We start from the raw sequence: 24,636 nt of genomic DNA, 5'->3' as shown, positions 1-24,636 counted from the left end.
GGAAACGGGCGGAGGCCCGGCGAACGCGGCGCCAATCCATGGCATTTCCGATGCCCGCCGAGGACCGAGCGGACCCAGCAGGTCCTGTCGGACGCACGGGGCGTGCCATGCCCTTGTCAGGCATTCACCGCCACGAATGGCTGGATGGCATTGCACAGGGCGGCTTCAAGCGCTTCGCGCCGGCGCCCCGGCTCGCGTCAGGGACGCGAGGCATTGATGAAGCAGGTCCCGTCCGCCGCCTGCTTCAACCCACCTCGCGCAGCTCGCGCGCGGTGAGGCCCAGCAGGGTCAGGATGGTGTCCAGCCCGCCAGCGGAGATGGACGTGTCAGCCGCCTCGCGAAGCCGGGGCTTGGCGCGGAAGGCGATGCCCAGCCCCGCCTTCTCCAGCATCAGCAGGTCATTGGCCCCGTCTCCCACGGCGATGACCTGCTCCAGCAGGACGCCCTCCTGCTTCGCCAGCAGTTCCAGAAGCTCCGCCTTGCGGCGCGCGTTGACGATGGTGCCCACCGTGCGCCCGGTGAGCTTCCCGTCCTGGACCTCCAGCGCGTTGGAGTACGCGAAGTCGATGCCCAGCCGCCGCTGGAGCGCCTCCGCCGCCACGGAGAAGCCACCGCTGATGACGGCCGTGCGGTAGCCCAGCCGCTTGAGCACGCGGATCAACGTCTCCGCTCCTTCGGTGAGCGGCAGGTTCGCCGCCAGCTCGTGCAGCACCCGCGCGTCCAGTCCGGCGAGCAGCGCCACGCGCTGGCGCAGGGATTCGTCGTAGTCCATCTCCCCGTGCATCGCGCGCTCGGTGATGGCGGCCACCTCCGCGTGGACGCCGTACGCCCGCGCCAGCTCGTCGATGACCTCGATGCGGATGAGCGTGGAGTCCATGTCCATCACCACCATCCGCTTGCCGCGCCGGTAGAGGCTCTCGCGCTGGAGGGCCACGTCGAACGTGGAGCTCTCCATGGACAGCGCCAGGAGCGCGCCCTTCAGCGCCACCGGGTCCGCGTCCGGAGGGAGCGTGACGTGCAGCTCCACCGACGCCAGCGGCGTCTCGCTCAGCCGGGTGATGCGCTCCACGCGAGCGCCGCCCGCCGCGAGCCGCGCCGTCAGCGCATGCACGTCGCGCATGCCCAGCGCGCGGCCCACGGCGGTGACGACGTAGCGCAGCGGCTCCGGCCCGGCGGGCTCCACGGCGGCGGGCACCACGCGGACGTCCACGGTGACGCCCAGCTCACGGGGCAGCTCGGACAGGGCCCGCAGCAGCGGCTCGACCTCCGGAGGGGCCGCGGGCAGGCGCACCCAGAGGGCCAGGGTGAGCATTCCCCGGAGCACCCCCTGCTCCACGTCGAACAGCTCCGCGCCCGCTTCGGCGAGCAGGCCCGTGATGCGGGCGGTGGTGTCGGGGCCGTCCCTTCCGGTGACGGTGAGGAGGACGCTGTCGGAGGGGCGCGCGGTCATGGGCGCGCCGCAGTCTGACAGGTCCCAGCCGGAGCGGGCGAGCCTCGCGTGGAGGCCCGCCTGCCCGGAGAGGGGCTACTCCTGCTGCGGATCCGAGGACAGGATGAGCGAGCCGCGCTCCTGGTATTCGCGCTCCGGGAAGGCCTTGTAGAAGTCCTCCAGCATCGCGTCCACGTCCGGGTAGCGCTGCTCCCGCTTGTCCTGCGTGGCCTTGTCGAAGAGCTGATCCAGGCCGCTGGGCGCCTCCGGGTTCACCTCCGACGGCAGGGGCGAACGGCGGCCCGGGATCTGCCCGGTGAACATCTCGTAGAGCAGGATGCCCAGGCCGTACACGTCCGCGGACGGGCCCGGCTCCTTGGCGCCCCGGTTCATCAGCTCCGGCGCCATGTACACCATGCCGCCGGTGCCCACGAACACCTGGGGCATGCCCTTGGTGGCGTCCACCTCCACCACGCGGCTCATGCCGAAGTCCGCCAGCTTCGCGTTTCCGTACGCGTCGAAGAGGACGTTCTCCGGCTTGAGGTTGTGGTGGGTGAGCCCCGCGGCGTGCGCCGCCCGGAGGCCATAGGCCAGCTGCAGGAAGGTGCGCAGCGCGTGCGGCACTTCAATGCCCTTGCCGCCGCTCGCCTCCAGCCGCTCCTTTAGGCTGCCGCGCATCAGCTCCACGACGAAGTAGGGCCGCCCGGAGTCCACGTTCTGGTCGATGATCTGCACCACGCCCGGGTGGCGCACCTGCGCCTGCGCGCACAGCTCCTTCTTCAGGCGCTTGAGGACCTCACCGCGCTGGAGGAAGGAGAAGTAGCCGAAGATGTCCTTCAGCTCCTTGATGCAGATGTCCAGCCCCAGGGCGTTGTAGCGACCCTTGAAGACCGTGCCGAGCGGCCCCGTGCCGATGGGGTCGAACTTCTGGTAGCGCAGGTCCAGGTCGCTGGAGCCCTTCGCGGCGGCGGCATTGGGAACCGGGGCTGCGGGAGCGGGGGTCGTGGCGGGAGGGGGCATCGGAGCGGGCGCGGCGGCGAGCGGAGGGGTGATGATGAGCGGTTGGGGGGCGCTGGGGACCGGCGCGGCCACGGGCTGGGGGGCCGGTGCGGGCGGCAGCCCGATGAAGGTCTCCCGGCGGCCTTCCGCGGGCCCGTCCTGGCGGGCCATGGGCTGCGGCGTGGAGATGGGCGGCGCCGGCATCGGAGGGGCGACCTGCGCCAGGTCCAGGGCCGGCATCGCCACCCGGTGCGTGCGCGACGGCGGCACGGGCGGCGGCCCCGCCTGCGACTGCGAGGGGCCCCCCGCCGACGACGGGTCCACCTCCGCCTCGTCCAGCAGCAGCTCCGGCGGCGGCGGCGGCACGCTCATCGGTTCGTCCTCGTCCAACGGACGGCCGATGTGCGTCGCGTCCTCCGCCGGGAGGAGCTGATCCGCGAAGAAGTCGTCGACCTCCGACGCGAACCGGTCCTGGAGGTCCCCCTCCACCACCCGCTCACCCTGTTCGGTGAGCTTGAGCTGGGCCTCGCGGTCCATGGCGATGTAGTGGAACTTGCGCAGGAAGAAGAAGTAGTTGTCGAACTCCAGCGAGACGGACGGTTCGAGGGCGGCCTTCACGTCGGCCAGCTTGTTCGAGCGTCCCAGGCGGCCGTTCTCCCGCAGATTCTGCAGGATGAGCAGCGCCTCGCCACTGACGGTGTCACGATGGATGGCGGGCTTCGTCATGGGTGCGCCGGACTCTACGCGGCACCTGCCCGGCGCTTCAACGTCTGGTGCGACGAAGCCGCGTCTTCTCTACTTGATGCGCAGGAGCTGCTTCACCGTCTCCAGCACTTCCACGAACCGCACGGGCTTGCGCAGGTAGATATCCACCCCCAGCTGCATCGCCCGCTCCTGGGCCTCCTTGCCGCCCGCGGAGATGGCGATGACCGGGATGCCCTTGAGCGCCTCCTCCTCCCGGATGCGCTCCACCAGGGCGAAGCCGTCCATCACCGGCATGTAGAGGTCCAGCATGACCAGGCTGAAGCGGTCCTCGCGCAGCCGCAGCAGCGCGTGGTGCCCGTCCGGCGCGAAGTGGACCTCCAGCGGCACCTTGCCGTGCAGGTCGTTGCTCGCGAGCTTCTTCAGCACGTAGCTGTACATCTCGATGATGTGGGGGTTGTCCTCGACGATGAGCACACGGTACCCGTCCTGCTCGGAAGGGGTCGTCGCGCTCTCCTCTGGTCCCGCCGCAGTCAAGATGTCACCCAGTCGCCGCCGGTCCTGCTCGCTCTCCACCCGGATGCCCACGCCGCCCGGCTGATCGGGAGCGGCCAGGCGCACCCACGCCACGGTCCCGGCGACTTCTACCGGATCCAGCAGTCCCGGGAAAGAAAGAGCAAGCCGAAGCTCATCCCCCACCGCGAAGAGCTGCTCGGTCTGGACGAAGAAGCCTCCGGCGGAGAGGTTCTCCGTCACGTCCCGGAGTGGACGCCCATGCGGGTAGTCCACCCGGAGGACGGTGGGGACACGAGGGTACTGCCGCTGGTCCGCAGGGTCCGGGCTCATAACAAGGGGTTGAAATCGCTCGGAAATTTGCTGATGGCGGTCCAGTCTACCGCCGAGGGTTTATGTTGACAACGAAGCCATTGCGGCAATACGTACGGCCCGCCATGGCGGAGCCCCTGTTCACTCCTGAAGAGCAGAAGAAGTTCGACGCGGGGATCGCGGAAATCCTCTCGCACTACCCCCCTGATCGCAAAAGCGCCGGCATGCTTCCCGCGCTGCGCCTGCTGCAGGACCTCAAGGGGTGGTTGCCTCCTGACGGTCTGCGCCTGGTGGCGAAGAACCTGGAGGTCACGCCGGAGCGCGCCTACGAGGTCGCCAGCTTCTACGTGATGTACCACCTCAAGAAGCCGGGCAAGTACGTCATCGACGTCTGCACGAACCTGTCCTGTTCACTGTGGGGCGCGGAGAAGATGCTCGCGTACCTGGAGCAGAAGCTGGGGCTCACCGCCGGTGAGACGAACGACAAGTTCACCCTGCGCGAGACGGAGTGCCTGGCGTCCTGCGGGACGGCGCCCTGCCTGCAGATCAACGAGGACCACCACGAGCGCCTGACCCAGGCGAAGCTGGACGCCATCCTGGCCCGGCTGTCGTGAGTCGCCCCTCCTCCCCCTCGCTTTCCTAGGACATCCATCCATGGCCTCTACGGCAAAGGCGGTTGAACCCGTCATCTCGGCGGCCTGGGGCAAGCCCCAGTCCTGGACCCTGGACAGCTACCGTTCACGCGGCGGCTACGACGGGCTCAAGCGGGCCCTCACGATGGAGCCCGCGGCCATCATCGATGAGGTGAAGAAGTCCAACCTCCGCGGCCGCGGCGGCGCCGGCTTCCCCACGGGCATGAAGTGGAGCTTCGTCCCCAAGGACAGCCCCAAGCCCAAGTACCTGGCGGTCAACGGCGACGAGTCCGAGCCGGGCACCTTCAAGGACCGCTACATCCTGGAGAACGACCCGCACATGATGCTGGAGGGCATCGCCATCGCGTCGTACGCGCTGGGCGTGCACACCTGCTACGTGTACCTGCGCGGCGAGTTCAAGTTCCAGGCGGAGCGCACCCAGGCGGCCATCGACGAGGCCTACAAGGCCGGCATCTTCGGCAAGTCGATGCTGGGCAAGGACTACGAGCTCAACTGCTACGTCGTCCGCGGCGCGGGCGCGTACATCTGCGGCGAGGAGACGGCGCTGCTGGAGTCGCTGGAGGGCAAGAAGGGCTGGCCCCGCCTGAAGCCCCCCTTCCCCGCGGTGGTGGGCCTGTTCGGCAGCCCCACGGTGGTGAACAACGTGGAGACGCTCGCCAGCGTGCCCCCCATCCTCGCCAAGGGCGCGGAGTGGTACGCGAAGCTGGGCACGGACAAGTCCGGCGGCACGCACCTGGTCTGCCTGTCCGGCTCCGTGAACCGCCCCGGCGTCTACGAGGTGGGGATGCACACCACCATCCTGGAGCTGATCCACGACGACCAGTACGGCCAGGGCATGCCCAAGGGCCGCAAGGTGCGGGCGGTCATCCCGGGCGGCTCCTCCGCGCCGGTGCTGGGGGCGGACGAGCTGGACGTGGCGCTGGAGTTCGAGGCGCTGAAGATGAAGCAGACGATGGCCGGCTCCGGCGGCGTCATCGTGATGGACGACGCCACCTGCATGGTGCGCAGCCTCTGGCGCGTGGCCCGCTTCTACGCGGAAGAGTCGTGCGGCCAGTGCACGCCGTGCCGCGAGGGCACGCCCTGGCAGACGCGCCTGCTGCGCAAGATTGAAGAAGGCCGCGCGGACATGAGCGACATCGACATGCTGTCGAACGTCGCCTCCTCCATCGCGCCCTACCCGCCCATCGGTCTGGGCAACACCATCTGCGCGCTGGGCGACGCGGCGGCCCTGCCGACGCACTCGTTCCTCATGCGGTTCCGGGACGAGTTCGAGGCTCACGTTCGGGAGAAGCGCTGCCCGTTCGGTGACCACCCCTGGGGTTCCTTCGGAGACTGGTCTTGAACATCGAATTGGTTCTCTTCGGCGTGTTCGCCGTGATGACGCTGCTGTCGGCGGGGCTGGTCATCACCGCGCGGAGCCCCATCAACTCCGCCATGGCCCTGGTGTCGACGTTCTTCTTCCTGGCCGGCATCTACGTGCTCCTCTGGGCGCACACGGTGGCCGTGATCCAGGTGCTCGTCTACGCGGGCGCCATCATGGTGCTCTTCCTCTTCGTCATCATGCTGCTCAACCTGGGTGACGCGGCCCACCGCGGCCGGCCCACGGTGACGCGCATCCTGGGAGGCGCCTCCGCGCTGGGCCTGCTCGCCGTGCTGGTCGTGACGCTGGGCCGCATCGACGCGCAGCCCGCGCGCCTGGGTCCGCAGGCCCAGGCGACGTTCGGCACCATGGCGTCCATCGGCGAGACCATCTTCACCACCTGGCTGCTGCCCTTCGAAGCGGTCAGCCTGCTCCTGCTGGTGGCCATGGTGGGCGCGGTGGTCGTGGCCAAGTCCCGCATCTAGTCCTCGCGCCCTTCAGGACAATCCAATGGTCCCCATCACCTACTACCTCCTGCTGGCCGCGGCGCTCTTCTGCATGGGCATGTTCGGCGTGCTGGTGCGTACCAACGCGCTGGTCGTCTTCATGTGCGTGGAGCTGATGCTCAACGCGGTCAACCTCACGTTCCTGGCCTTCGCGCGCATGCACGGCGACGGCATGGGCCACGTGTCCGCCTTCTTCGTCATCGCCGTGGCGGCCGCGGAAGCGGCCATCGGTCTGGCCATCGTCATCGCGGTCTTCCGCAGTCGCGGCTCCGTGAACGTGGACGACATCCGGACGATGAAGCACTGAATCCCGTCACTCCCTGAGCCCATCCATGGACGGAATCGTCGAATTCTTCAGAACGGCACCCATCCCCCCCGATGTGTTCGCACCATCGCTGGGGTTGATCATCCTGCTGCCGCTTTTGGGCGCGTTCGTGTGCGGCGTGTTCGGCAAGTGGCTGGGCCGGGCCAACGTGCACCTGGTGGCGTGCTCCGCCATCGCGGGCGCCTTCGTGCTGAGCGTGCTGGCCTTCTGGGCCACCAGCGACGCGGCCGGCGGGCGCGTGGTGAGCATGGCCAACCCGTTCGGCCTCGAGCGGGACGTCATCCGCTACGCCATCGCGCACGACTATGGGACGTGGTTCGCCGCGGGTGACTTCCGGGTGAACTTCGGCCTGCTGGTGGACCACCTGTCGGGCATCCTGCTGCTCATCATCACGGGCGTGGGCTTCCTCATCCACCTGTACTCCACGAGCTACATGGAGCACGACGACGGGTACTGGCGCTTCTTCGCGTACCTGAACCTCTTCGTCGCCGCGATGCTCACGCTGGTGATGGCCGACAACCTGGTCCTGCTCTTCGTGGGCTGGGAGGGCGTGGGCATGGCCAGCTACCTGCTCATCGGCTTCTGGTACACGGACAGCGCGAAGGCGTGGGCGGGCCGCAAGGCGTTCGTCACCAACCGCATCGGTGACTTCGCGTTCCTCATCGCCACGTTCCTGCTCATCCTCACGGTGGGCGCCTTCAACCGCCAGGCGGACGCGCGCGACTTCAACGCCGCCAGCAGCTCGCGGGCCCGCTACGCGCAGGGCATCGAGCAGAAGGGGCCCGTCACCTTCAAGGGCCTGGAGAAGATGGCCCTGGCCCTGCCGGAGGGCACGGGCGGCGCGGTGTCGCTGGCCACGCCCATCGAGGCCGGGCCGCTGTCCGGCTACACCTTCGGCGGCGTGATGACCGCCATCATGCTGCTCTTCCTGCTGGGCGCCGCGGGCAAGAGCGCGCAGCTGCCGCTGTACGTCTGGCTGCCGGACGCGATGGCCGGCCCGACGCCGGTGTCCGCGCTCATCCACGCCGCCACGATGGTGACGGCGGGCGTGTACCTGTTCTGCCGCATGAGCTCGCTGCTGGTGCTCTCCCCCACGGCCATGGCGACCATCGCCATCGTGGGCGCGCTCACGTCGCTGTTGGCGGCGCTCATCGCGTTCGCGCAGGACGACATCAAGAAGGTGCTCGCCTACTCCACGGTGTCGCAGCTGGGCATCATGTTCATGGGCGTGGGCATGGGCGTCTTCTGGGCCGCCGAGATGCACCTGATGACGCACGCGTTCTTCAAGGCCTGCCTCTTCCTGGGCGCCGGCAGCGTGATGCACGGCAACGCGGACGAGACGGACATCAAGAAGCTGGGCGGCCTGTGGAAGGAGATGCCCTGGACGCACGGCACGTTCCTCGTCGCCACGCTGGCCATCACCGGCATCTTCCCCATCATGTCGGGCTTCTTCTCCAAGGACGCCATCTTCCACGGCGTGCACCACAACCACCTGCACGGGCTGGAGTGGGTCTCCACCTTCGTCTACGTGATGGGCCTGCTCATCACCGCGTCCACGGCGTTCTACATGTCGCGCGTGTACCTGCTGACCTTCACGGGCCCGCGCTCCAAGGAGGCCAAGGTGCCGCACGCGCATGAGAGCGCGTGGCACATGACGCTGCCGCTGGTCGTCCTGGCGTTCCTCAGCTTCGTGACGTTCGCCTACGCGCTGCCCCTGATGCCCCGCACGGGCGGCGGGATGCAGCCGGTGTTCGAGAACTTCCTCAGCCCCGTGCTCCGCCCCGCGGAGGCGGTGGCGCGCGCGGCGGAGACGGTGAAGCTGGACACCAGCACGCCGGCCATCACGGACTACCTCTTCGCGTGGCTGGTGGCGCTGTCCGGCGGCGCGGCGGCGGCGTTCGCCTACCTGAAGTACTTCCCCTCGCGCGCGGGCCAGCCCGTGCCGGCGTTCGCCCGCGCGGTGCGCCGCACCGCCCAGAACAAGTTCTACGTGGATGAGCTCTACGAGTTCATCCTCATCCGGCCGGTGAAGTTCGTGGCCTTCATCCTCTTCCGCGTGGTGGACGCGCTGGTCATCGACACGGTGCTGGTGCGCGGCACCGCCTACGTCACGGAGAAGGTGGGCCTGGGGCTGCGCCGCCTCCAGACGGGCGACGCGCAGGCCTACGCCGCCATCATGGCGCTCGCCATCCTGGGCGGCGCGGTCTACGCCCTCCTGCAGGTGCTTTCATGAGCTTCTTCGACACCCACCTGTTGAACGTCGTCATCTACCTGCCGCTCGTCTTCGCGGCGCTGGTGCTGATGCTGCCTGCCTCCGAACACGGGCAGGTGCGCGCCATCACCTTCGTGGGCATGCTGCTGGACCTGGCGTTCGGCGTCTGGGCGTACTTCCGCTTCGAGCCCTCCGGCGCGGAGTTCCAGATGGAGTACCGCGTCCCCTGGTTCCAGCAGTTCGGGATGAGCTACCACCTGGGCGTGGACGGGCTGGCGGTGAGCCTGCTGCTGCTCACGGTGTTCCTGGGCCCGCTGGTGGTGCTCGCCTCCACCACGTACATCCAGCACCGCATCAAGGAGTTCCACCTGGCGCTGCTGGTGCTCCAGACGACGATGCTGGGCGCGCTGGCGTCGATGGACGTCCTGCTCTTCTACATCTTCTTCGAGGCCATGCTCATCCCCATGTACCTGATGGTGGGTGTGTGGGGCGCCGAGGACCGGCGCATGGCGGCGGTGAAGTTCTTCCTCTACACGCTCGTGGGCTCCCTGCTGATGCTGGTGGCCATCGTGGCCGTGTACTTCATCAGCGGCGGGCCGGGCACGCGCTCGTTCGACTACGGGCAGCTCTACAACAACCTGCTCGCCGCCAATCAGCAGCTGGCCGCGTGCAGCAGCGGGCCGGAGGGCGCGTGCGCGTCGCTCACGGGCCTGGCCGCCACGCTGTACACCTACGGGCCGTGGATGTTCGCCGCGTTCGCGCTGGCGTTCGCCATCAAGGTCCCCATGTGGCCGGTGCACACCTGGTTGCCGGACGCGCACGTGCAGGCGCCGGTGGCGGGCTCCATGATCCTGGCCGGCGTGATGCTGAAGATGGGCACCTACGGCTTCTGGCGCTTCGCCATCCCGCTGTTCCCGGTGGCGGCGCACGCGGCGCGGCCGGTGCTGGCGGTGCTGTCCGTCATCGGCATCGTGTACGGGGCGCTGATGTGCCTGGCGCAGCGGGACATCAAGAAGCTCATCGCGTACTCGTCCGTCAGCCACCTGGGCTACTGCATGCTGGGCCTGCTGGCGGTCACGGGTGAGGGCGCGACGGGCAGCGCGTACCAGATGCTCAACCACGGCGTGTCCACGGGCGCGCTGTTCCTCCTGTTCGGCTTCCTCTACGAGCGCCGCCACACGCGCCTGATGTCGGACTACGGCGGCATCGCCAAGGTGATGCCAGTGTTCACCGCGGCGTTCGTCATCATCACGTTCTCGTCGGTGGCGGTGCCGGGCACCAACGGCTTCATCGGCGAGTTCCTGGTGCTGATGGGCACCTTCAAGAGCACCCTGCCCCTGCCCTTCGGCGTGTTCGCCACGCTGGGCGTCATCCTGGGCGCGGCGTACATGCTGTGGATGGTGCAGAAGGTGTTCTTCGGCGGCATCACGCACCGGGAGAACCAGCACCTGCGCGACATGAACCTGCGCGAGATGCTCACCACGGCCCCCTTCATCGTGCTGGTGGCGGTGATGGGCCTGATGCCGCAGCCCTTCCTGGACCGCATCGCTCCGTCCACGGACCGCTACGTGGCGCGCGCCAGCGTGGGCGCTCCGAGCGCCCCCCAGGCGAAGGACGACCAGCTGCGCGTGGAGGTGATGTCGCTGCCCTCCACCGCCGCCGCGGCCCGCCCCTCCGTTCCCGCCGCGCCGCTCGCCGTGCGCGAGTAGGCCCCGAAAGACTCCATGAACCTGCCAAATCTCACCCTGGCGGATTTCCTCCCCCTGCTGCCCGCCATCATCATGGTGGTGGCGGCCTCCGTCCTGCTGCTGTCGGAGGTGTTCCTCTCCGCGACGGCGTCCCGCGGCTACCAGGCGGTGCTCACCGTCGTGGCGGCGGCGGCCAGCGGCGCCGTGGCCGTGGGCCTGATGTTCGAGCCGCCGCACGAGGTGTTCCTCGGCTTCGGCGTGCTGGACCCCTTCTCCAGCTTCCTCACCCTGGTGGTGAGCGTGGGCCTGGCGCTGGCGGCGCTGAGCGCGGTGGGCTTCCTGCGCAAGCGCGGCGCGGAGCGCGGTGAGTTCTACGCGCTGATGCTCTTCGCTTCGGCGGGCATGAGCCTGCTGGCGATGTCGTCGGAGTTCATCACCATCTTCGTCAACATCGAGGTGCTCTCCATCGCGACGTACGCGCTGACGGCGTACCTGCGCCGCGGCACCCGTCCCAGCGAGGCGGGCTTCAAGTACTTCATCCTGGGCGCCTTCTCCTCCGCCATCCTGCTGTACGGCACGGCGCTGCTGTATGGCGCCACCGGCACGACGAAGCTGAACGACATGGTGGGCCCGCTGCAGCAGGCGCTGGCCACGTCGCCGGCGCTCGTCTACGTGGGCGCGGTGCTCATCGCCGCGGGCTTCGCGTTCAAGGTGGCGGCCGTGCCGTTCCACATGTGGACGCCGGACGTGTACGAGGGTGCCCCCACGCCGGTGACGGCGCTGATGAGCGCGGGCGTGAAGGCGGCGGCGTTCGCGTCGCTGGTGCGCGTGTTCCTCACGGTGGGCAAGGGCATGGACCCGAAGCTGCCGCTGATGCTGTTCGCCACGCTGGCGCTGCTCACGATGGTCGCCGGCAACCTGATGGCCATCCCGCAGCGCAACGTGAAGCGCATGCTGGCGTACTCGTCCATCGCGCACGCGGGCTACCTGCTGCTGGGCGTGGCGGCGCTGTTCGTCGCGGCGCCGGGCGAGCACTTCCGCCTGCTGTCCGCGTCCTCGCTGTCGGGTGGGACGCCGCTGGACGTGGCCCGCTCCGACGCGCTGCGCGGCATCCTCTACTACCTGCTGGCGTACACCTTCAGCGCGGCGGGCGCGTTCGCGATGGTGTCCGCGCTGGAGCGCCGCGAGGACGAGGAGAAGGGAACCGCCTGGGACCTGGAGCGCTTCGCGGGCCTCGCGCAGCGCCGTCCGGGCTGGGCGTTCGCGATGGCGGCCTTCATGCTGTCCCTGGGCGGCATCCCCCCCACCGTGGGCTTCATGAGCAAGCTGCTCATCTTCCAGGCGGCCATCGACGTGGGCCTCGTGGGCCTCACCGTGGTGGCGGTGCTCTCCAGCGCCGCGGGCGCGTATTACTACCTGCGCGTCGTCGTCTACATGTTCATGCACCCCATCCCCGAGGGCGCGCAGCCGCTGGAGCGCAACTGGGGCACCGAGGCCGCGCTGGTCATCTCCACCGTCGCCGTCGTCCTGCTGGGCATCCTCCCCGGCCACGTCACCGACTGGCTCGCCCAGGCCGGCACGCTGTTCGGCCAGTAGCCTCCCGCCGGCAGCTCGCGGCACCCGACGCCCGCCTCGGCCCCCCCGGCCCTGGCGGGCGTTGTCGTTGCGGGCCTGGCCCGTGGCGTCATGGACCCACGTCCATTGCAGAAATGAAATGGAGGGCTGGGGGTGCCCGCCCCCGCGCCGCATTTCAGAAATGAAATGGCTCCCCCGCGTGGCTCACGGCGTCATGAGCCCGTTCCCAGACGCCCGAGGCGTCACGCGCGGCGGAAGCGAGGCAGGAGGGAGGGGGAAAAGAAGGCGGCCCGGCACCCGTGAGGGTGTCGGGCCGCGGGTCTTCTCAAGGTGACACACCGGAAGTGCTGAAAGGGTGGGGGGGAACCACTTTCAACCTCGCTTCGATGCGTCCCGCCGTAACCTTTAGCAGGTGCCATGCCAGTGCCCGCGCGGATCAAAACTCCAGACTTCTCAGGCACTTGGACGACCGGACGACACTCCCACCCCCACCCTCCCCCATTGCAAGGCTGCAATCGCGTTTCAGGGATGAAAACGCTGAACGAAATCAGGGACTTGTTTTTTTCATCCCTGAACGTGGCGGATTTCGGATCTGCACTCACCCTGGAAGGTGGTGCGAGGCGCCGCCGGGGCCCTACTCACGGGCACCGGCGGGCGGCCGGAGGTTGAGCCGCTTCATCTTCCGCCACAGCGTCGTGGAGGAGACGCCCAGCTCGTCGGCCACGCGGGCCAGGTCCACGCCGTGGCGCTCCAGGGCCTGGACGATGGCGCGGCGCTCGGCCTCCTCCACCACCTCCGCCAGCGTGGGGCCGGTCGCCTCCGCGGAGGGCGACCGCGCGTCGGTGGGCGGCAGGCCGGGGGACGCCGGGAGCACGCGACCCTGGGGGCGCAGCGGGAAGTCCTCTGGCAGCAGCTCGTCCGCTTCCGCGAGCGCGGCGGCCTGCTCCACCAGGTTCTCCAGCTCGCGCACGTTGCCGGGGAAGCTGTACGTCATCAGGTGGTCGACGGCGGAGGCGGACAGGCGCCGGGGCCGGGGGCTGCGGGCGTTGGCGCGCTCCAGGAAGTGCTCGGCCAGGGCGGGCACGTCCTCCAGGCGCTCGCGCAGCGGGGGCACGCGCAGCATCACCACGTTGAGGCGGTAGTAGAGGTCCTGGCGGAAGCGCTTCTCCTTCACCTCCAGCTCGATGTCGCGGTTGGTGGCCGCGGCGATGCGCACGTCCACGCGCAGCGCGGTGGACTCGCCCACGCGGCGCACCTCGCCGTCCTGCAACGTGCGCAGCAGCTTGGACTGGAAGGTGGGGCTCGTCTCCGTCACCTCGTCGATGAAGAGCGTGCCGCCGTCCGCCTCCTCGAAGAGGCCCCGGCGCGTCTTCACCGCGCCGGTGAAGGCGCCCTTGGCGTGGCCGAAGAGCTCGCTCTCCAGGAGCGTCTCGCTGATGGCCGCGCAGTTGACGGGCACGAAGGGCTGGTTGCTGCGGCGGCTGTGCGCGTGGAGCGCCCGGGCCACCAGCTCCTTGCCCGTGCCGCTCTCGCCCTGGATGAGGACGGTGGCGTCGCTCTGCGCGACGCGCAGCAGGCGCGTGGTGAGGTCCCGCATCGCCTGGCTGCGGCCCACCAGCGCGGACAGGCCGTGGCGCTGGTTGAACTCCGTGGCGAAGTTGTCCACCGCCGCCTGGAGCTTCGCCCGGTCCAGGGCGCGCTCCACGCGGTAGCGCAGCTCCCCTTCCTTGAAGGGCTTGGTGACGTAGTCGTACGCCCCCAGGCGCATGGCCTCCACCGCGCTGTCGATGGAGCCGAAGGCCGTCATCATGATGACCTGGAGGCGCGGGGCCACCTCCAGCGCCCGCTTCAGCAGCGTGAGCCCGTCCATGGGCTCCATCTTCAGGTCGGTGAGGAGCAGGTCCACGCGCCCCTGGGCGAGCACGCCCAGGGCCTCCTCGCCGGTGGCGGACTCGGAGACGGTGTAGCCCTCCGCGCGCAGGAGCAGCGCGGTCGTGGCGCGCATGTTGCGCTGGTCGTCCACCACGAGGATGCGTCCTCGGGGAATCGGGGTGGTCGCGTCGGTCATGGGAAGGACAGGGGCTGCATGAGCGGCAGCCAGAAAGTGAAGGTCGTACCGCGCCCCGGGACGCTGCTCTCCACGGCGATCTCGCCGCGGTGCTCCTCCAGGATGCGCTTCACCACCGCGAGCCCCAGGCCCGTGCCCTGGGCCTTGGTGGTGAAGAAGGGTTCGAAGACGCGGTGGAGCAGCTCGGCCGGGATGCCCGGGCCTTGATCCACCACGTCGATGCGCAGCTGCTCGCGGCCGCCGTGCGCCTCTCGGCGCGCACGCACCTGGACCTGGCCTCCCTGGGGCATGGCCTGGATGGCGTTGACGGCCACGTCGAACAAGGCCTGGCGGATGAGCCGCCGGTCCATGGGAACCGGAGGCATGTCGGGCTCCACGTCCAGGTGGATGGACACCGGCCGCTCCGTGGTCCCCTGGGCCTTCGCGGCCTCCAGCGCGTCCTGGAGCACGCGCTGCAGGTCCTCCGGCTGGAGCACCGGGTTGCGCGGGCGGGTGAAGTCCAGCAGGTCGCCCACCATCCGGTTGAGCCGGTCGCTCTCCTCCCCCAGGATGTCCAGCAGCATGGCGGCGTCCCCCTCAGGCTTCATGATGCGCCGGAGCGAGGCCACCGCGTTGAAGATGACGCCCAGGGGGTTGCGCACCTCGTGCGCGACGATGGCGGACAGCTCGCCCAGCGCGGTGAACCGCTCGCGCTTCACCATCTCCGCGCGGGTGGCCGCCAGCTCCGCGTAGCTCGCCCACAGGGACTCGTAGAGGCGCGCGTTGGCGATGGACAGCGCGAGCTGGCCACACGTCGCCTCCGCCAGGTCGATGAGCTCCGGGCCGAAGGGGCGCGGCCCCCGCACGTCGTCCACCATCACCACGCCGATGAGCTCCTCGCGCGAGGTGAGCGGCAGCCCCAGCAGGGCCTTCTCCCCCAGGCGCTCGACGAGCGCGGCGCTGGCGGCCTCTCCCCCGGACGTCAGGTCCTCGATGGCGATGGGCCTGCGCTCGCGGGCCACGCGCGCGGCCAGGTCCTGGCTGTCGAGCGGCACCACCACCGTGCGGAACAGGTCCCGGTGGGCCGCCGACGCCGCCGCGCCGCGGAGCAGCTTGGCCTGCTCGTCGTAGAGCAGGATGAAGCAGTTGGACACGTCCAGCAGGTTCACCAGGAAGTCGGACGCGACGTCCAGGATGCTCGCCGTCTCCAGCACGCCGGACGTGGTGCGCGCCAGGTCCAAGAGCAGGCGCGACTCGGTGAGCTGGCGCGCGGCCTCCGCGCGCAGGCGGCGCTGCTCCAGCAGCGTCACCAGCAGCTCCGCGAGCGCGGCCAGCAGCCGCGCGTCGCGCTCGTCGAAGGGGCGCTCCTTCGGACGCAGCGCCTGCACCACCCCCACGGCCTCCCCGCCCCGGGTGAGCCGCGCCGCCGTGCCACCGCCGAAGCGGCCCGCGGACAGCATCTCCAGCGCGCGCCCCTGGGCCTCCGAGGACAGCACGCCCCCGTCCTCCCGGAGCGAGGCGGACAGCAGCACGCCCGTGATGCGGCCCGCGTCCACGCCCATGGGGCTCCCCTCCTCCAGCCCCACGTGGGCGAGGAGCCGGGGGCCCTGGCCGGCCTCGGGGACGACGTGCAGCGCCACCGCGCGGGCCTGGAGCAGCTCCGCCACCCGCGCGAGGAACGTCTCCGGCGGCGGGGGCACGGGCTGCGCCACGAAGCGCGCCATCTCCGCCACCGCCTCCACCTCCCAGCGGCTGCGCACGCCGTCCGCCTGGAGGTTCGCGTCCGCGAGCGCCGCGCCCACCACCTTCGCGAACAGCGTCAGCACCGAGCCGTGCCGGGGCGCCACCCACGGGCCCGTCACCCACAGCACCTCCGACCGCGGCCCGCCCACCGGCAGGTACGCGTGCGTGGGCTGCGCCTGGTCCGCGCCGCCGAACACCGGCCGGCCATCCGACAGCGCCTCCAGCGCCAGGTGCGCGTCCGCGGGCGGGGGCACGCCGTCGCGCACCACCAGCCGCGTGCCCTCCCAGCGCAGGAGCCGCGCCCGGAAGCCCGCGGCCTCCAGGCCCGCCAGCGCCACGCGCCGCACCGCCTCCTCCGAGCGCGCGGACACCAGCCCCGCGGAGGTGTCCACCAGCCGCTCCGCCACCGCCAGCTCCAGGGGGCGGTCCGGCTGGACGATGCAGTTGAGGAGCAGGCCGTGGCCGCCGCCCTCCAGCAGCAGCCGGGAGCCCTGCACGCAGACCTCGTTCAGCTGCCCCTGGAGGCTGCTCACCCGGTAGAGCTGCATGCGCCCATCCAGCGGCGAGCCCGCGGCCAGCCGCTGGTAGCGGTCCGCCAGCCGGCTGCGCTCCTCGGGCTGCACGAAGTCCAGGAAGGAGTGGCCCTCCACCTGCTCCAGGGGCAGGCCCAGGAGCCGCGCGTACGCGTCGTTCGCCACCCAGACGCGCCCCTCCCCCTCCAGCACCAGCATGGGATTGGAGAAGGGCTCCACCAGGGCGCGCAACGCCCCCACGCTGTAGGCCTTGGGACTCATCCGCGACGCAGGACCCGCTTGTCACCCACCCGCAGCGTCACCTTCTCGCGGTCGAAGTACTCCGACAGGGGGATGGTGAACTTGCGGCTCTGCCCCACCAGTTCCTTGAAGTCCTGCGTGGTGATCTCCTTCTGTTCCTTCAGGTACGTCACCAGCCGCGCGCGCAGCTCGTCGAGCGCGCCCGCGTCGAAGCACAGCTCCTCGCTCACGCGCACGCCCGTGCCCGTGGCCACCAGCACCTTCAAGAGCTCCTGGAGCTTCGCGGGGGGAAGGCACAGCTTCAGCGCCAGCTCCGTGACGGTGGGCGGCGCCAGCCCCGCCGCGGACAGCTCCGCGGACAGGCGCGTGCGCGCGGCCTCGTCCCCCAGGGTCAGCGTGCGGCCCCGGCCTTGGAGGCGCACCACGTCCTTCTCCGCCTCCACCTGCCCCGCGTCCACCAGCGCCTGCACCACGCGCTGGAACAGCCGCGCGTCCAGCCCGGAGGAGAGCCGCTGGCGGAGCTCCTCGCGCGGCAGGCCCTCGCGCATCGGCTCGCGCTCGTGGAACGCAGCGAGCAACGCGAGCGCGCGCTGGCGCAGCCCGTCGAACACGTCGTGCGCCACGTAGAGCCGCTTGTCGCGGTCCACCAGCAGCACCTGCCCCTTCGCGCCCAGCAGCTCCAGCGTGCGCGCGAGCACCTTCGGCCCCAGCCCCGAGCGGCCGAACAGCTCCGTCTGCGTGAGCCCCGCGTAGCCCGCCTGCCGCAGCAGCCAGGCCACCTGTCCGGCCGCGTCCGACTCCAGCAGCGGCCGCACCACCGCGGACGCGCCCCGGCGACGGCGCGGCGGGGTGATGGAGAGCACGCGCCCCCCGGCCACCGTGGCGCCCCGCCCCGGCAGCGCGCGCGAGCCGCGCAGGATGAAGCGCTGACCCACGAGCGCCCCCACCGGGGACTCCAGCCGCAGCTGCGCGAGCCCCGTCTCCCCGGGCGAAAGCGAGTCCAGGTCCAGCAGCGCCACCGTGGCCTCCACCTGCGCGGTCCCCAGGTGCAGCAGCAGCTTGCGGCGCTTCGCGAGCGGCGCTTCGGCCGCGGGCAGCAGCGTCAGCTCCACGTCCAGCATGGACGTCTCCGGCAGCTCACCCGCGCGCGTGAGCACCATGCCCCGGTGGAGGTCCTCCGTCTGCGCGTCCGCCACGTTCACCGCCGCGCGCTGCCCCGCCTCCACGCGAGGCACCGGCTGCCCGTGCACCTGCACGCCCCGCACGCGGAACGGCCCCGGACGGGCCCCGGGCGCCCCCGGAAGGAACGCCACCGCTTCATCCACCGCCAGCGCGCCGGACAGCAGCGTGCCCGTCACCACCGTGCCGAAGCCCTTGATGGTGAAGGCCCGGTCCACCGGGAGGAACACCGGCCCTTCGGAGGGCCGCCGCGGCAGCGTGGCGCCCGCGCGGCCGAGCGCCGCCTTCAGGTCCGTCAGGCCCGCGCCCGTCTTCGCGGACACCGGCACCACGGGAGCGGACTCCAGGAAGGTGCCGGTGGTGAGCGAGGCGAGGTCCGCCTCCACCAGCGCGCGCCAGTCGTCGCCCAGGGCGTCCAGCAGGTCCGCCTTGGTGAGCGCGACGACGCCGGCCTTCACGCCGAGCAGCCGGCAGATGTCCAGGTGCTCGCGGGTCTGGGGCATGACGCCCTCGTCCGCGGCCACCACCAGCACCGCCAGGTCCACGCCGCCCGCGCCCGCGGCCATGGCCTTCACGAAGCGCTCGTGGCCGGGCACGTCCACCACGCCCGCCTCCTGGCCGCCAGCCAGGGACAGGTGGGCGAAGCCCAGCTCCAGCGTGATGCCCCGCCGCTTCTCCTCCGGGAGCCGGTCGGTGTCGATGCCCGTCAGCGCCTTCACCAGGGACGTCTTGCCGTGGTCGATGTGCCCCGCCGTCCCGATGATCATCGCCGCGTCAGCGCCCGGGTCCCGGGCTCAAGCCCCGGCCTTGTCCGGGTCGTCGTCGAAGTGGGCCTCGCCCATCACCGGCTCGTAGTCCCAGGGGAAGACGAAGAGCGAGTCGGTGGACAGCCCCACGTGGTCCGGCGTGAAGCCCTCCGGCCGCGCCACCAGGCACGCCGTGCGGATCTCCTTCGCGCCCACCTTGCGCGCCAGCGTCGTCGCCAGCTCCAGCGTGTCCCCGCTGGAGGCGATGTCATCCACGATGAGCACGCGGCGGCCCTTGAGCTCCGAGGGCATCTCCCCGCCCACCTGGGGCTGGCCGCGCTCCTTGGTGCGCTCGGCCTTGTCGCGGCTGCGGCGGCTGATGCGCACGGGGAAGAACTCGCAGCCGAGCGCGCCCGCGAGCGCCCCGCCCACGAACACGCCGCCGTGGGCCACGCCCACCACCGCCTGCGGCTCCCACGCCTGACGGATGGCGCGCGCCAGCTTCTGCACCGAGCGGTCGAACTCCGCCCACGACAGCTCCACCACGCCGGTGGACTTCTGCCGGGACTGGTCACGCCCGGTGGGCTGGCGCGGCGCTTCCACCTGCGGCGCCAGGACCAGGTCGGTGGGAATGGAGACCAGCTTCTCCGCGTCCTTCTTCTGGGACGCGGAGGGCACGGCGGACTTCGGGGAAGGCTTGCGCTGGTCCTGGGACTTCGGCGGCGCTGCCCGCTTGATGGCCACGACGAAAGCTCCGGGTGAGGTGAGGCGGCCCTGTCATATCCCGAGCATCGCGACCCCGCCACAACCGCCGCGCCTGCTTTCCTGAACGGTGTGAAGCGTTGAAACATCCTCCGGGACGGGGGGATGTCTGTCTTCACGACAGGGGGCTTCCCCCGGGTTCCACCGTCAGGCGCTTCCCTCCGTGAGCATCTGCTGGATCTCCGCGCCCGGGATGACATAGCGCGTCGTGCAGAACTGGCAGGTGGCCTCCGCCTGGCCTTCCTTCTCCAGCAGGTCCTGGAGCTCCTCGCGCCCCATGGCCAGCAGCGCGAGCTTCACGCGGTCGCGGCTGCACGAACAGGTGAAGCGCAGGGGGTAGCGCGACATGACCTCCAGGTCCGCCTCCGGCACCAGCGACCGCAGGAGCGTCAGCGCCCCGTCCCGGGCGTGGGCCCGCACCGCCGTCTCGAACTGCGCCCGCAGCCGGGTGCCCAGCGCGTGGAAGGCGTCCTTGTCCCCGTTGGGCAGGGGCTGCACGAGCAGCCCCACCACGGTTCCCAGCGCGTCCTCCTGGCCGTCCACCACGCCGGGCAGCTGCGTCATCAGCAGGTGCGAGGGCACCTGATCGGACTGGTGGAAGTAGCGCTCCAGGTCCGCCACCAGGTCGAAGTGCTCCAGCTCCACGGAGGAGCGGTAGTATTCGCCGCCGCCCTGGTCGCGCAGCACGGACAGGAAGCCGTGGTTCCCCAGCACCGGCCGCCAGTGGTAGTGGCCCTCGGTGCCCACGTATTCCACCAGCGTGTTCTTCACGTAGCCGCGCACGACGCCGTTCGCGTCGCCGTCCACGAAGAGGCCGCGCAGGGGGCCGTCGCACTCCAATTGCAGGTTGATCCGGGAGTCCGTGCCCTTGCGGAGCGCGCCCATGAGGGCGGCGGCGGTGAGGCCCTGGGACAGGAGGGCGGCGGAGGCCGGCATGCTCTGGTGCGAGGCGCGGGCCTGGCGGGACAGGGCCCCGGTGGTGGCCAGGACCAGACGCAGGTCCGACGCCTTCAACAATCCACTGACAAGCTCATCGGGCATAGGGTGGGTTAGCGTGCCCCAGCCGGTCGCGCCCGCCAACGGAAGAGGGGCGGGGGCGGGACGGCCGCTCGCCGGCCAGCAGTCAGGGCGGGGGGCTGGCATCGCCAGCGCTTATGAGTCGGTGTGCCCCGGCTGGCACGGGCGGATGCGGAAGAAATCCAGCGGGAGGGAAGGAACGGCTATAAACCGCCCCCTGGCCGTCATCACCGGCCCTGACTTGGGCTCGCGGGGGTTCTCCACCCCACCCATCCGCGTGCCCGCGCTGGAGACTCGATGAGCACCCAAGCCACCGCCGAAGCCATCACCGACCGGACGCCCCTGTTGAAGTCTCGGCTGGGGTCGTTCCTCGCCGTGATGCCCCTGAGCATCTGGGTCATCAACCATCTGTGGAACAACCTGTCCGCCTTCTACGGCGCGGCGGCCTGGGAAAAGTCGGTGACGGAGTACGCGAACCCGTTCGCCCAGGCGTTCACGTTCATCATCGTCATCCTGCCGCTGCTCATCCACGCCGCGTGGGGCATGGTGCGGATGTTCAGCTTCAAGCCGAACAACCTCGCCTACAACAACTACGGCAACCTCAAGTTCCTCGTGCAGCGCGTGGCGGGCCTGGGCGTGCTCGCGTTCCTGGGCGCGCACATCTGGCTGGCCTTCCTGCACCCGCGCCTGGTGGAGGGCCACGCGGAGCCCTTCGCGGACATCGCGCGGGAGATGCGCTTCCACGGCCCCACGCTGATGGTCTACCTGCTGGGCACGCTGGGCACCGCGTTCCACCTGGCCAACGGCCTCCAGACGTTCGCCATGGGCTGGGGCATCTTCGCCAGCGACCGCTCCATGCGCCGCTTCGAGCCCTTCACCATCCTCATCTTCCTGGTCCTGCTGGCCATGTCCTGGGGCGCCATCTACGCCCTCTACACGGCGGGCGCGGCGTACGGCCCGGGCGGCATGGACGTCGGCTGAAGGCAGCGCCGAGGCCGGGGCGCTCCGACGGGGCGCCCCCTGAAAACACGACCGGCCGCCCCTGACGTCCAGGAGCGGCCGGTTCGCTTTTCAGGGGTGGGCCCCCGCGCGTCAGAACGGGATGTCTTCGTCCGTGCCGCCGGAGTGGCCACCGCCCATGTTCCCGCCGTCGTCCATGCCCATGGGGGGCGGCTGGCCGTAGTCGTCCCGGCCCTGCGAGTAGCCGCCGTTGCCACCGCCCTGCTGCTGCCGGCGTCCGCCGCCGCTACCGCTGCCGCCGCTGTAGCCCTCGCCGGCGTCACGGCCGCCGAGGAAGGTGACGGAGGTGGCGACGACCTCGGTGGTGTAGTTCTTCTTGTTCTCCTTATCCATCCACTCACGCGTCTGCAGACGGCCCTCGACGAAGCACTGCCGCCCCTTCTTGAGGTACTCGCCGCACAGCTCCGCGAGCTTTCCCCAGACGACGATGCGGTGCCACTCGGTGCGCTCCTGCTTCTGGCCGTTCTTGTCGTTCCAGCTCTCGCTCGTCGCGATGCGGAAGTTCGCCACGGCCTGACCGCCCGGGGTGAAGCGCACTTCGGGGTCCGCCCCGAGATTGCCAATGAGAATGACCTTGTTCACGCCACCAGCCATGTTTCCTCCCGAAACCCGGCCCACCAAGGGCCCGGCACAACCCGCGGGGCCAGACGCCCCGACAGGTCCTTCAGCCCATAGCATCCACCACTGACATTCCCCCGGCCAGATTCCGGCCAGGGCGCACGCCCGCCTGCTCCCTGGTCGGGAGGCGCTGGGATTCCAGGGGGTTGCGCGGGTGCTGGGAGGGCGGCCGCCCGGGGCCGTGCGTCCCGGGCGGCGGAGGCCGGCGGCGGGAGCCTACCCGCCCGGGCGGAGGACGCCGGAGGCGGGCACGGCGTCGGGCGAGGCGGAGCCCGGCGCCACCACCTGGACCGGCTGGGCGCGCTGGGTGGTGCGGGCCTCGGCGGTCTTGATGGTGAGGGTGGAGTCCAGCCCCTTGGCGAAGGCGGTGAGCTGCGAATCCGCGCCGCCGGTGCCCAGCTTGCGCAGGGACTTCCAGAAGGGATGGGTGGTGTCCCCGCCCTTCACCAGCCCCTGGGCCAGCAGGGTGACGGTCGCGTCGCGCTCGCCGGCGCTCGCGGTGCGCAGGGCGGTCACCAGCTCCTCGGGGGCGGTGCGGGCCACCTCGCCCAGGCCGTCGCTGAGCTCATCCTGGGCCTGGGCATCGCGGGCCGTGCCCGCCGCGCGGCACAGCTCCAGCACGCGGGCCAGGGCCTCCGTGTTCCCGCTGGCGGCCAGCTCCACCATGCTGCTCACGCCGGGGACGCCCACCGACAGGACCCGGGCCACCTCGCGCAGCCGGCCGTAGACGTCATCCGTGGAGGAGTAGCTGTCCAGCAGCGTGCGCGTGCCCAGGTAGTCGTGCGGGTTGGACTGGTAGAGGCCCTCCGCCAGCACGGCGCGCACGGCGGGGTCGCGCTCGCTGCGCCACGCGGTGCGCAGGAAGCCGATGTTGCGCTGGTCGTGCTGCTTGCCCAGCTCCAGGTAGGTCTTCACGCGGTTGACGATGTCCGGCGCGCCGCCCTGGGCCTTCTGGCCGTCATTGAGCGACGCCAGCGCGGTGCCCGGCCCCAGCGTGGAGCCGGTGGCGGCCACCGCCGCGCCCAGGGCGTCCATGCCCGCGACGACCGGGCCGGCGCGGCCCGCGTAGTCGTTGACCATGATGGAGAAGGAGAACTTCTCCCCGCCCGCGGACTGCACGTAGCCGCTGAGCGCGGAGACGCCCTCCAGGGTGCCCGTCTTGGCGCGCAGCCGGCCCACGGCGTCCGTGCCGTCGAAGCGATACTTGAGCGTGCCGTCCTTGCCAGCGATGCCCAGCGAGGACAGGTACTCCGGGGCCAGCGGGAAGCGCTCGTACATGTGGCGCAGCAGCCGGTCCACCTGCGCGGTGGAGAAGCGGTTGGCGTCGTTGAGGCCGCTGCCGTTCTTCATCACGTAGGTGCCGCGCGCGATGCCCACGTCGCGGGCCAGGAACTCCTCCACCACGTCGATGCCCTTGGCGAACGAGCCCGGCGCGCCCCGCAGCTCCGCGCCCATCGTCTTGAGCAGCGTCTCCGCGACGAAGTTGCTGGAGAGCTTGTTGAGGCGCTTGAGGACGATGTCGAACGTGTCGGACTGGGACACGTACACCATGCGCGCGCGCGAGGGCGTGAGGCCCAGCTTCACCTTCCCCTTCACCTTCACGCCGCGCGAGACGAGCAGCTGCTTGAGCGTGCCGCCGAAGTACAGGGGCGGGCTGTCGATCTTCTTCCACACGCTCACCGCGCCGCGCTCGTCGGGCACCTGGCCCTTCACGACGATCTTCTGCTTGTCGCCGGACGCGTCGGACTTCACGGACACGCGCCGCGCGCGGCCGGGGCCGCTGGTGACGGTGTTGTCCACGATGAAGAAGTCGCTGGGCGGCTCCATGTCCACCACGGCCTTGCCGCCGGGAGCGGAGCGCACATAGACGGCCACCGCGTTCCAGTTGAGGCTGACCGCGCCGGTGGGCGCCATGTACGCGCGGTCGGAGTCCTCCTGGTCGTAGCCGGGCGGGGTGCGCTCGGCGTCGAACCAGGAGTCGTCCACGACGATGTCCTGCACCTCCTTGAGGCCCGCGTGGAGCAGCTCGGAGGTGATGCCGTAGAGGCGCTCGGTGGTGATGGTCGGGTCGCCCTTGCCGCGCACGTAGAGCGTCTTGACCTTGCCGTCGGCGGGCAGCTCCGGCTCGACGAGGAACTCCGTGTCGTAGCGGAACTCCGGCCCCAGGGACACGAGCGCCGCGGAGGACGTGACGAGCTTCACGTTGGAGGCGGGGTTGAGCAGCTCGTCCGCGTTGTGGCTGAACACCACCGTGCCGTCGTCCAGGCTCTGCATGTGCACGCCGACGCGGCTGCTCTTGAGCGCGGTGCGCTGCATCACCTGCACGAGCGCGTTCTTCAACGCCTCGCGTTCAGCCTTTTTGTCGGTGGACGGCGGCGCGGCAAGGGTGGCGGACGGCAGCCACAAGGCAATGGCGGCCGCTGCCCAGAAGGGTCTGGTTCGAAAAACCTGCACGCA

At 70.5% G+C, this 24,636-nt stretch carries 18 protein-coding genes; 8 read left to right on the top strand and 10 right to left on the bottom strand.

Annotation, left to right across the window (positions count from 1 at the left end; all coding sequences use genetic code 11):
- Positions 1–244: 244 nt before the first annotated feature.
- The 3 genes from serB to GTY96_RS00950 all read right to left on the bottom strand — a co-directional run bounded on the left by serB (position 245) and on the right by GTY96_RS00950 (position 3,976).
- Positions 245–1,450, bottom strand: coding sequence for a phosphoserine phosphatase SerB (gene serB / locus GTY96_RS00960; RefSeq protein ID WP_161663627.1), 1,206 nt, complete (start codon positions 1,448–1,450; stop codon positions 245–247).
- Positions 1,451–1,525: 75 nt separating this feature from the next.
- A complete protein-coding gene (locus GTY96_RS00955; protein ID WP_161663626.1) occupies positions 1,526–3,154 on the bottom strand; it encodes a serine/threonine-protein kinase in 1,629 nt (542 codons plus the stop codon).
- A gap of 69 nt (positions 3,155–3,223) precedes the next feature.
- Positions 3,224–3,976: a TIGR02266 family protein gene (locus GTY96_RS00950; RefSeq protein ID WP_143897597.1), complete on the bottom strand. Its 753-nt coding sequence runs from the start codon at positions 3,974–3,976 to the stop codon at positions 3,224–3,226.
- Positions 3,977–4,080: 104 nt separating this feature from the next.
- Here GTY96_RS00950 and GTY96_RS00945 point away from each other — a divergent pair, with 104 nt between their 5' ends.
- From GTY96_RS00945 to GTY96_RS00915, 7 genes are read left to right on the top strand one after another with little or no spacing between them, the layout of a single operon-like run.
- Positions 4,081–4,569, top strand: coding sequence for an NADH-quinone oxidoreductase subunit NuoE family protein (locus tag GTY96_RS00945; RefSeq protein WP_120559403.1), 489 nt, complete (start codon positions 4,081–4,083; stop codon positions 4,567–4,569).
- 40 nt (positions 4,570–4,609) lie between these two features.
- The gene (gene nuoF, locus GTY96_RS00940; RefSeq protein WP_143897595.1) at positions 4,610–5,950 is read left to right on the top strand and encodes an NADH-quinone oxidoreductase subunit NuoF; all 1,341 of its coding nucleotides are present in this window, start codon (positions 4,610–4,612) and stop codon (positions 5,948–5,950) included.
- Complete coding sequence (locus tag GTY96_RS00935) at positions 5,947–6,453, top strand: NADH-quinone oxidoreductase subunit J family protein (protein WP_143897593.1); 507 nt, start codon at positions 5,947–5,949, stop codon at positions 6,451–6,453. Before nuoF ends, GTY96_RS00935 begins: the two co-directional genes overlap by 4 nt.
- Before the next feature lie 25 nt (positions 6,454–6,478).
- The gene (nuoK, locus tag GTY96_RS00930) at positions 6,479–6,781 is read left to right on the top strand and encodes an NADH-quinone oxidoreductase subunit NuoK (protein ID WP_143897591.1); all 303 of its coding nucleotides are present in this window, start codon (positions 6,479–6,481) and stop codon (positions 6,779–6,781) included.
- 25 nt (positions 6,782–6,806) lie between these two features.
- Positions 6,807–9,032 carry an NADH-quinone oxidoreductase subunit L gene (nuoL, locus tag GTY96_RS00925; RefSeq protein WP_143897589.1) on the top strand — a complete coding sequence of 742 codons (2,226 nt, stop codon included), beginning with the start codon at positions 6,807–6,809 and terminating at the stop codon, positions 9,030–9,032.
- Complete coding sequence (locus tag GTY96_RS00920) at positions 9,029–10,720, top strand: complex I subunit 4 family protein (protein WP_143897587.1); 1,692 nt, start codon at positions 9,029–9,031, stop codon at positions 10,718–10,720. The genes nuoL and GTY96_RS00920 overlap by 4 nt, the downstream gene beginning before the upstream one ends.
- 15 nt (positions 10,721–10,735) lie before the next feature.
- The gene (locus GTY96_RS00915; protein WP_143897585.1) at positions 10,736–12,295 is read left to right on the top strand and encodes an NADH-quinone oxidoreductase subunit N; all 1,560 of its coding nucleotides are present in this window, start codon (positions 10,736–10,738) and stop codon (positions 12,293–12,295) included.
- A gap of 613 nt (positions 12,296–12,908) precedes the next feature.
- Here the strand turns inward: GTY96_RS00915 and GTY96_RS00910 are convergent.
- The 5 genes from GTY96_RS00910 to GTY96_RS00890 all read right to left on the bottom strand — a co-directional run bounded on the left by GTY96_RS00910 (position 12,909) and on the right by GTY96_RS00890 (position 20,565).
- On the bottom strand, positions 12,909–14,342 hold the full coding sequence (locus tag GTY96_RS00910) for a sigma-54-dependent transcriptional regulator (protein WP_161663625.1): 1,434 nt from the start codon (positions 14,340–14,342) through the stop codon (positions 12,909–12,911).
- Positions 14,339–16,858, bottom strand: a complete 2,520-nt coding sequence (locus GTY96_RS00905) for an ATP-binding protein (RefSeq protein WP_161663624.1) — start codon at positions 16,856–16,858, stop codon at positions 14,339–14,341. The genes GTY96_RS00910 and GTY96_RS00905 overlap by 4 nt, the downstream gene beginning before the upstream one ends.
- Positions 16,855–18,783: a selenocysteine-specific translation elongation factor gene (gene selB, locus GTY96_RS00900; RefSeq protein WP_161663623.1), complete on the bottom strand. Its 1,929-nt coding sequence runs from the start codon at positions 18,781–18,783 to the stop codon at positions 16,855–16,857. Before selB ends, GTY96_RS00905 begins: the two co-directional genes overlap by 4 nt.
- A gap of 27 nt (positions 18,784–18,810) precedes the next feature.
- Positions 18,811–19,506, bottom strand: a complete 696-nt coding sequence (locus tag GTY96_RS37380) for a phosphoribosyltransferase (RefSeq protein ID WP_186001709.1) — start codon at positions 19,504–19,506, stop codon at positions 18,811–18,813.
- 165 nt (positions 19,507–19,671) lie between these two features.
- Positions 19,672–20,565 (bottom strand): Hsp33 family molecular chaperone HslO, encoded by an 894-nt coding sequence (locus GTY96_RS00890; RefSeq protein WP_143897577.1) that lies wholly within the window; start codon positions 20,563–20,565, stop codon positions 19,672–19,674.
- 273 nt (positions 20,566–20,838) lie between these two features.
- Here GTY96_RS00890 and GTY96_RS00885 point away from each other — a divergent pair, with 273 nt between their 5' ends.
- Positions 20,839–21,522: a succinate dehydrogenase gene (locus tag GTY96_RS00885; RefSeq protein ID WP_143897575.1), complete on the top strand. Its 684-nt coding sequence runs from the start codon at positions 20,839–20,841 to the stop codon at positions 21,520–21,522.
- A 111-nt stretch (positions 21,523–21,633) separates the two neighbouring features.
- Here GTY96_RS00885 and GTY96_RS00880 read toward each other — a convergent pair whose 3' ends face one another.
- Both GTY96_RS00880 and dacB read right to left on the bottom strand, forming a co-directional pair.
- Positions 21,634–22,155 (bottom strand): single-stranded DNA-binding protein, encoded by a 522-nt coding sequence (locus tag GTY96_RS00880; protein WP_143897573.1) that lies wholly within the window; start codon positions 22,153–22,155, stop codon positions 21,634–21,636.
- 240 nt (positions 22,156–22,395) lie between these two features.
- On the bottom strand, positions 22,396–24,633 hold the full coding sequence (gene dacB, locus GTY96_RS00875) for a D-alanyl-D-alanine carboxypeptidase/D-alanyl-D-alanine endopeptidase (RefSeq protein ID WP_161663622.1): 2,238 nt from the start codon (positions 24,631–24,633) through the stop codon (positions 22,396–22,398).
- Positions 24,634–24,636: the final 3 nt, after the last annotated feature.

This window comes from Corallococcus silvisoli, from assembly GCF_009909145.1.
GTDB classification, from domain to species: Bacteria; Myxococcota; Myxococcia; order Myxococcales; family Myxococcaceae; genus Corallococcus; species Corallococcus silvisoli.
Note: the sequence above shows the minus strand (reverse complement) of the source record. Positions and strands in the feature narration are given on the sequence as shown.

What these genes read in the sequence shown, in the direction of transcription:
- serB (WP_161663627.1), bottom strand. Translation starts at nt 1,450, where the DNA reads ATGACCGCGCGCCCCTCCGACAGCGTCCTCCTCACCGTCACCGGAAGG.
- GTY96_RS00955 (WP_161663626.1), bottom strand. Translation starts at nt 3,154, where the DNA reads ATGACGAAGCCCGCCATCCATCGTGACACCGTCAGTGGCGAGGCGCTG.
- GTY96_RS00950 (WP_143897597.1), bottom strand. Translation starts at nt 3,976, where the DNA reads ATGAGCCCGGACCCTGCGGACCAGCGGCAGTACCCTCGTGTCCCCACC.
- GTY96_RS00945 (WP_120559403.1), top strand. Translation starts at nt 4,081, where the DNA reads ATGGCGGAGCCCCTGTTCACTCCTGAAGAGCAGAAGAAGTTCGACGCG.
- nuoF (WP_143897595.1), top strand. Translation starts at nt 4,610, where the DNA reads ATGGCCTCTACGGCAAAGGCGGTTGAACCCGTCATCTCGGCGGCCTGG.
- nuoK (WP_143897591.1), top strand. Translation starts at nt 6,479, where the DNA reads ATGGTCCCCATCACCTACTACCTCCTGCTGGCCGCGGCGCTCTTCTGC.
- nuoL (WP_143897589.1), top strand. Translation starts at nt 6,807, where the DNA reads ATGGACGGAATCGTCGAATTCTTCAGAACGGCACCCATCCCCCCCGAT.
- GTY96_RS00920 (WP_143897587.1), top strand. Translation starts at nt 9,029, where the DNA reads ATGAGCTTCTTCGACACCCACCTGTTGAACGTCGTCATCTACCTGCCG.
- GTY96_RS00915 (WP_143897585.1), top strand. Translation starts at nt 10,736, where the DNA reads ATGAACCTGCCAAATCTCACCCTGGCGGATTTCCTCCCCCTGCTGCCC.
- GTY96_RS00910 (WP_161663625.1), bottom strand. Translation starts at nt 14,342, where the DNA reads ATGACCGACGCGACCACCCCGATTCCCCGAGGACGCATCCTCGTGGTG.
- GTY96_RS00905 (WP_161663624.1), bottom strand. Translation starts at nt 16,858, where the DNA reads ATGAGTCCCAAGGCCTACAGCGTGGGGGCGTTGCGCGCCCTGGTGGAG.
- selB (WP_161663623.1), bottom strand. Translation starts at nt 18,783, where the DNA reads ATGATCATCGGGACGGCGGGGCACATCGACCACGGCAAGACGTCCCTG.
- GTY96_RS00890 (WP_143897577.1), bottom strand. Translation starts at nt 20,565, where the DNA reads ATGCCCGATGAGCTTGTCAGTGGATTGTTGAAGGCGTCGGACCTGCGT.
- GTY96_RS00885 (WP_143897575.1), top strand. Translation starts at nt 20,839, where the DNA reads ATGAGCACCCAAGCCACCGCCGAAGCCATCACCGACCGGACGCCCCTG.
- GTY96_RS00880 (WP_143897573.1), bottom strand. Translation starts at nt 22,155, where the DNA reads ATGGCTGGTGGCGTGAACAAGGTCATTCTCATTGGCAATCTCGGGGCG.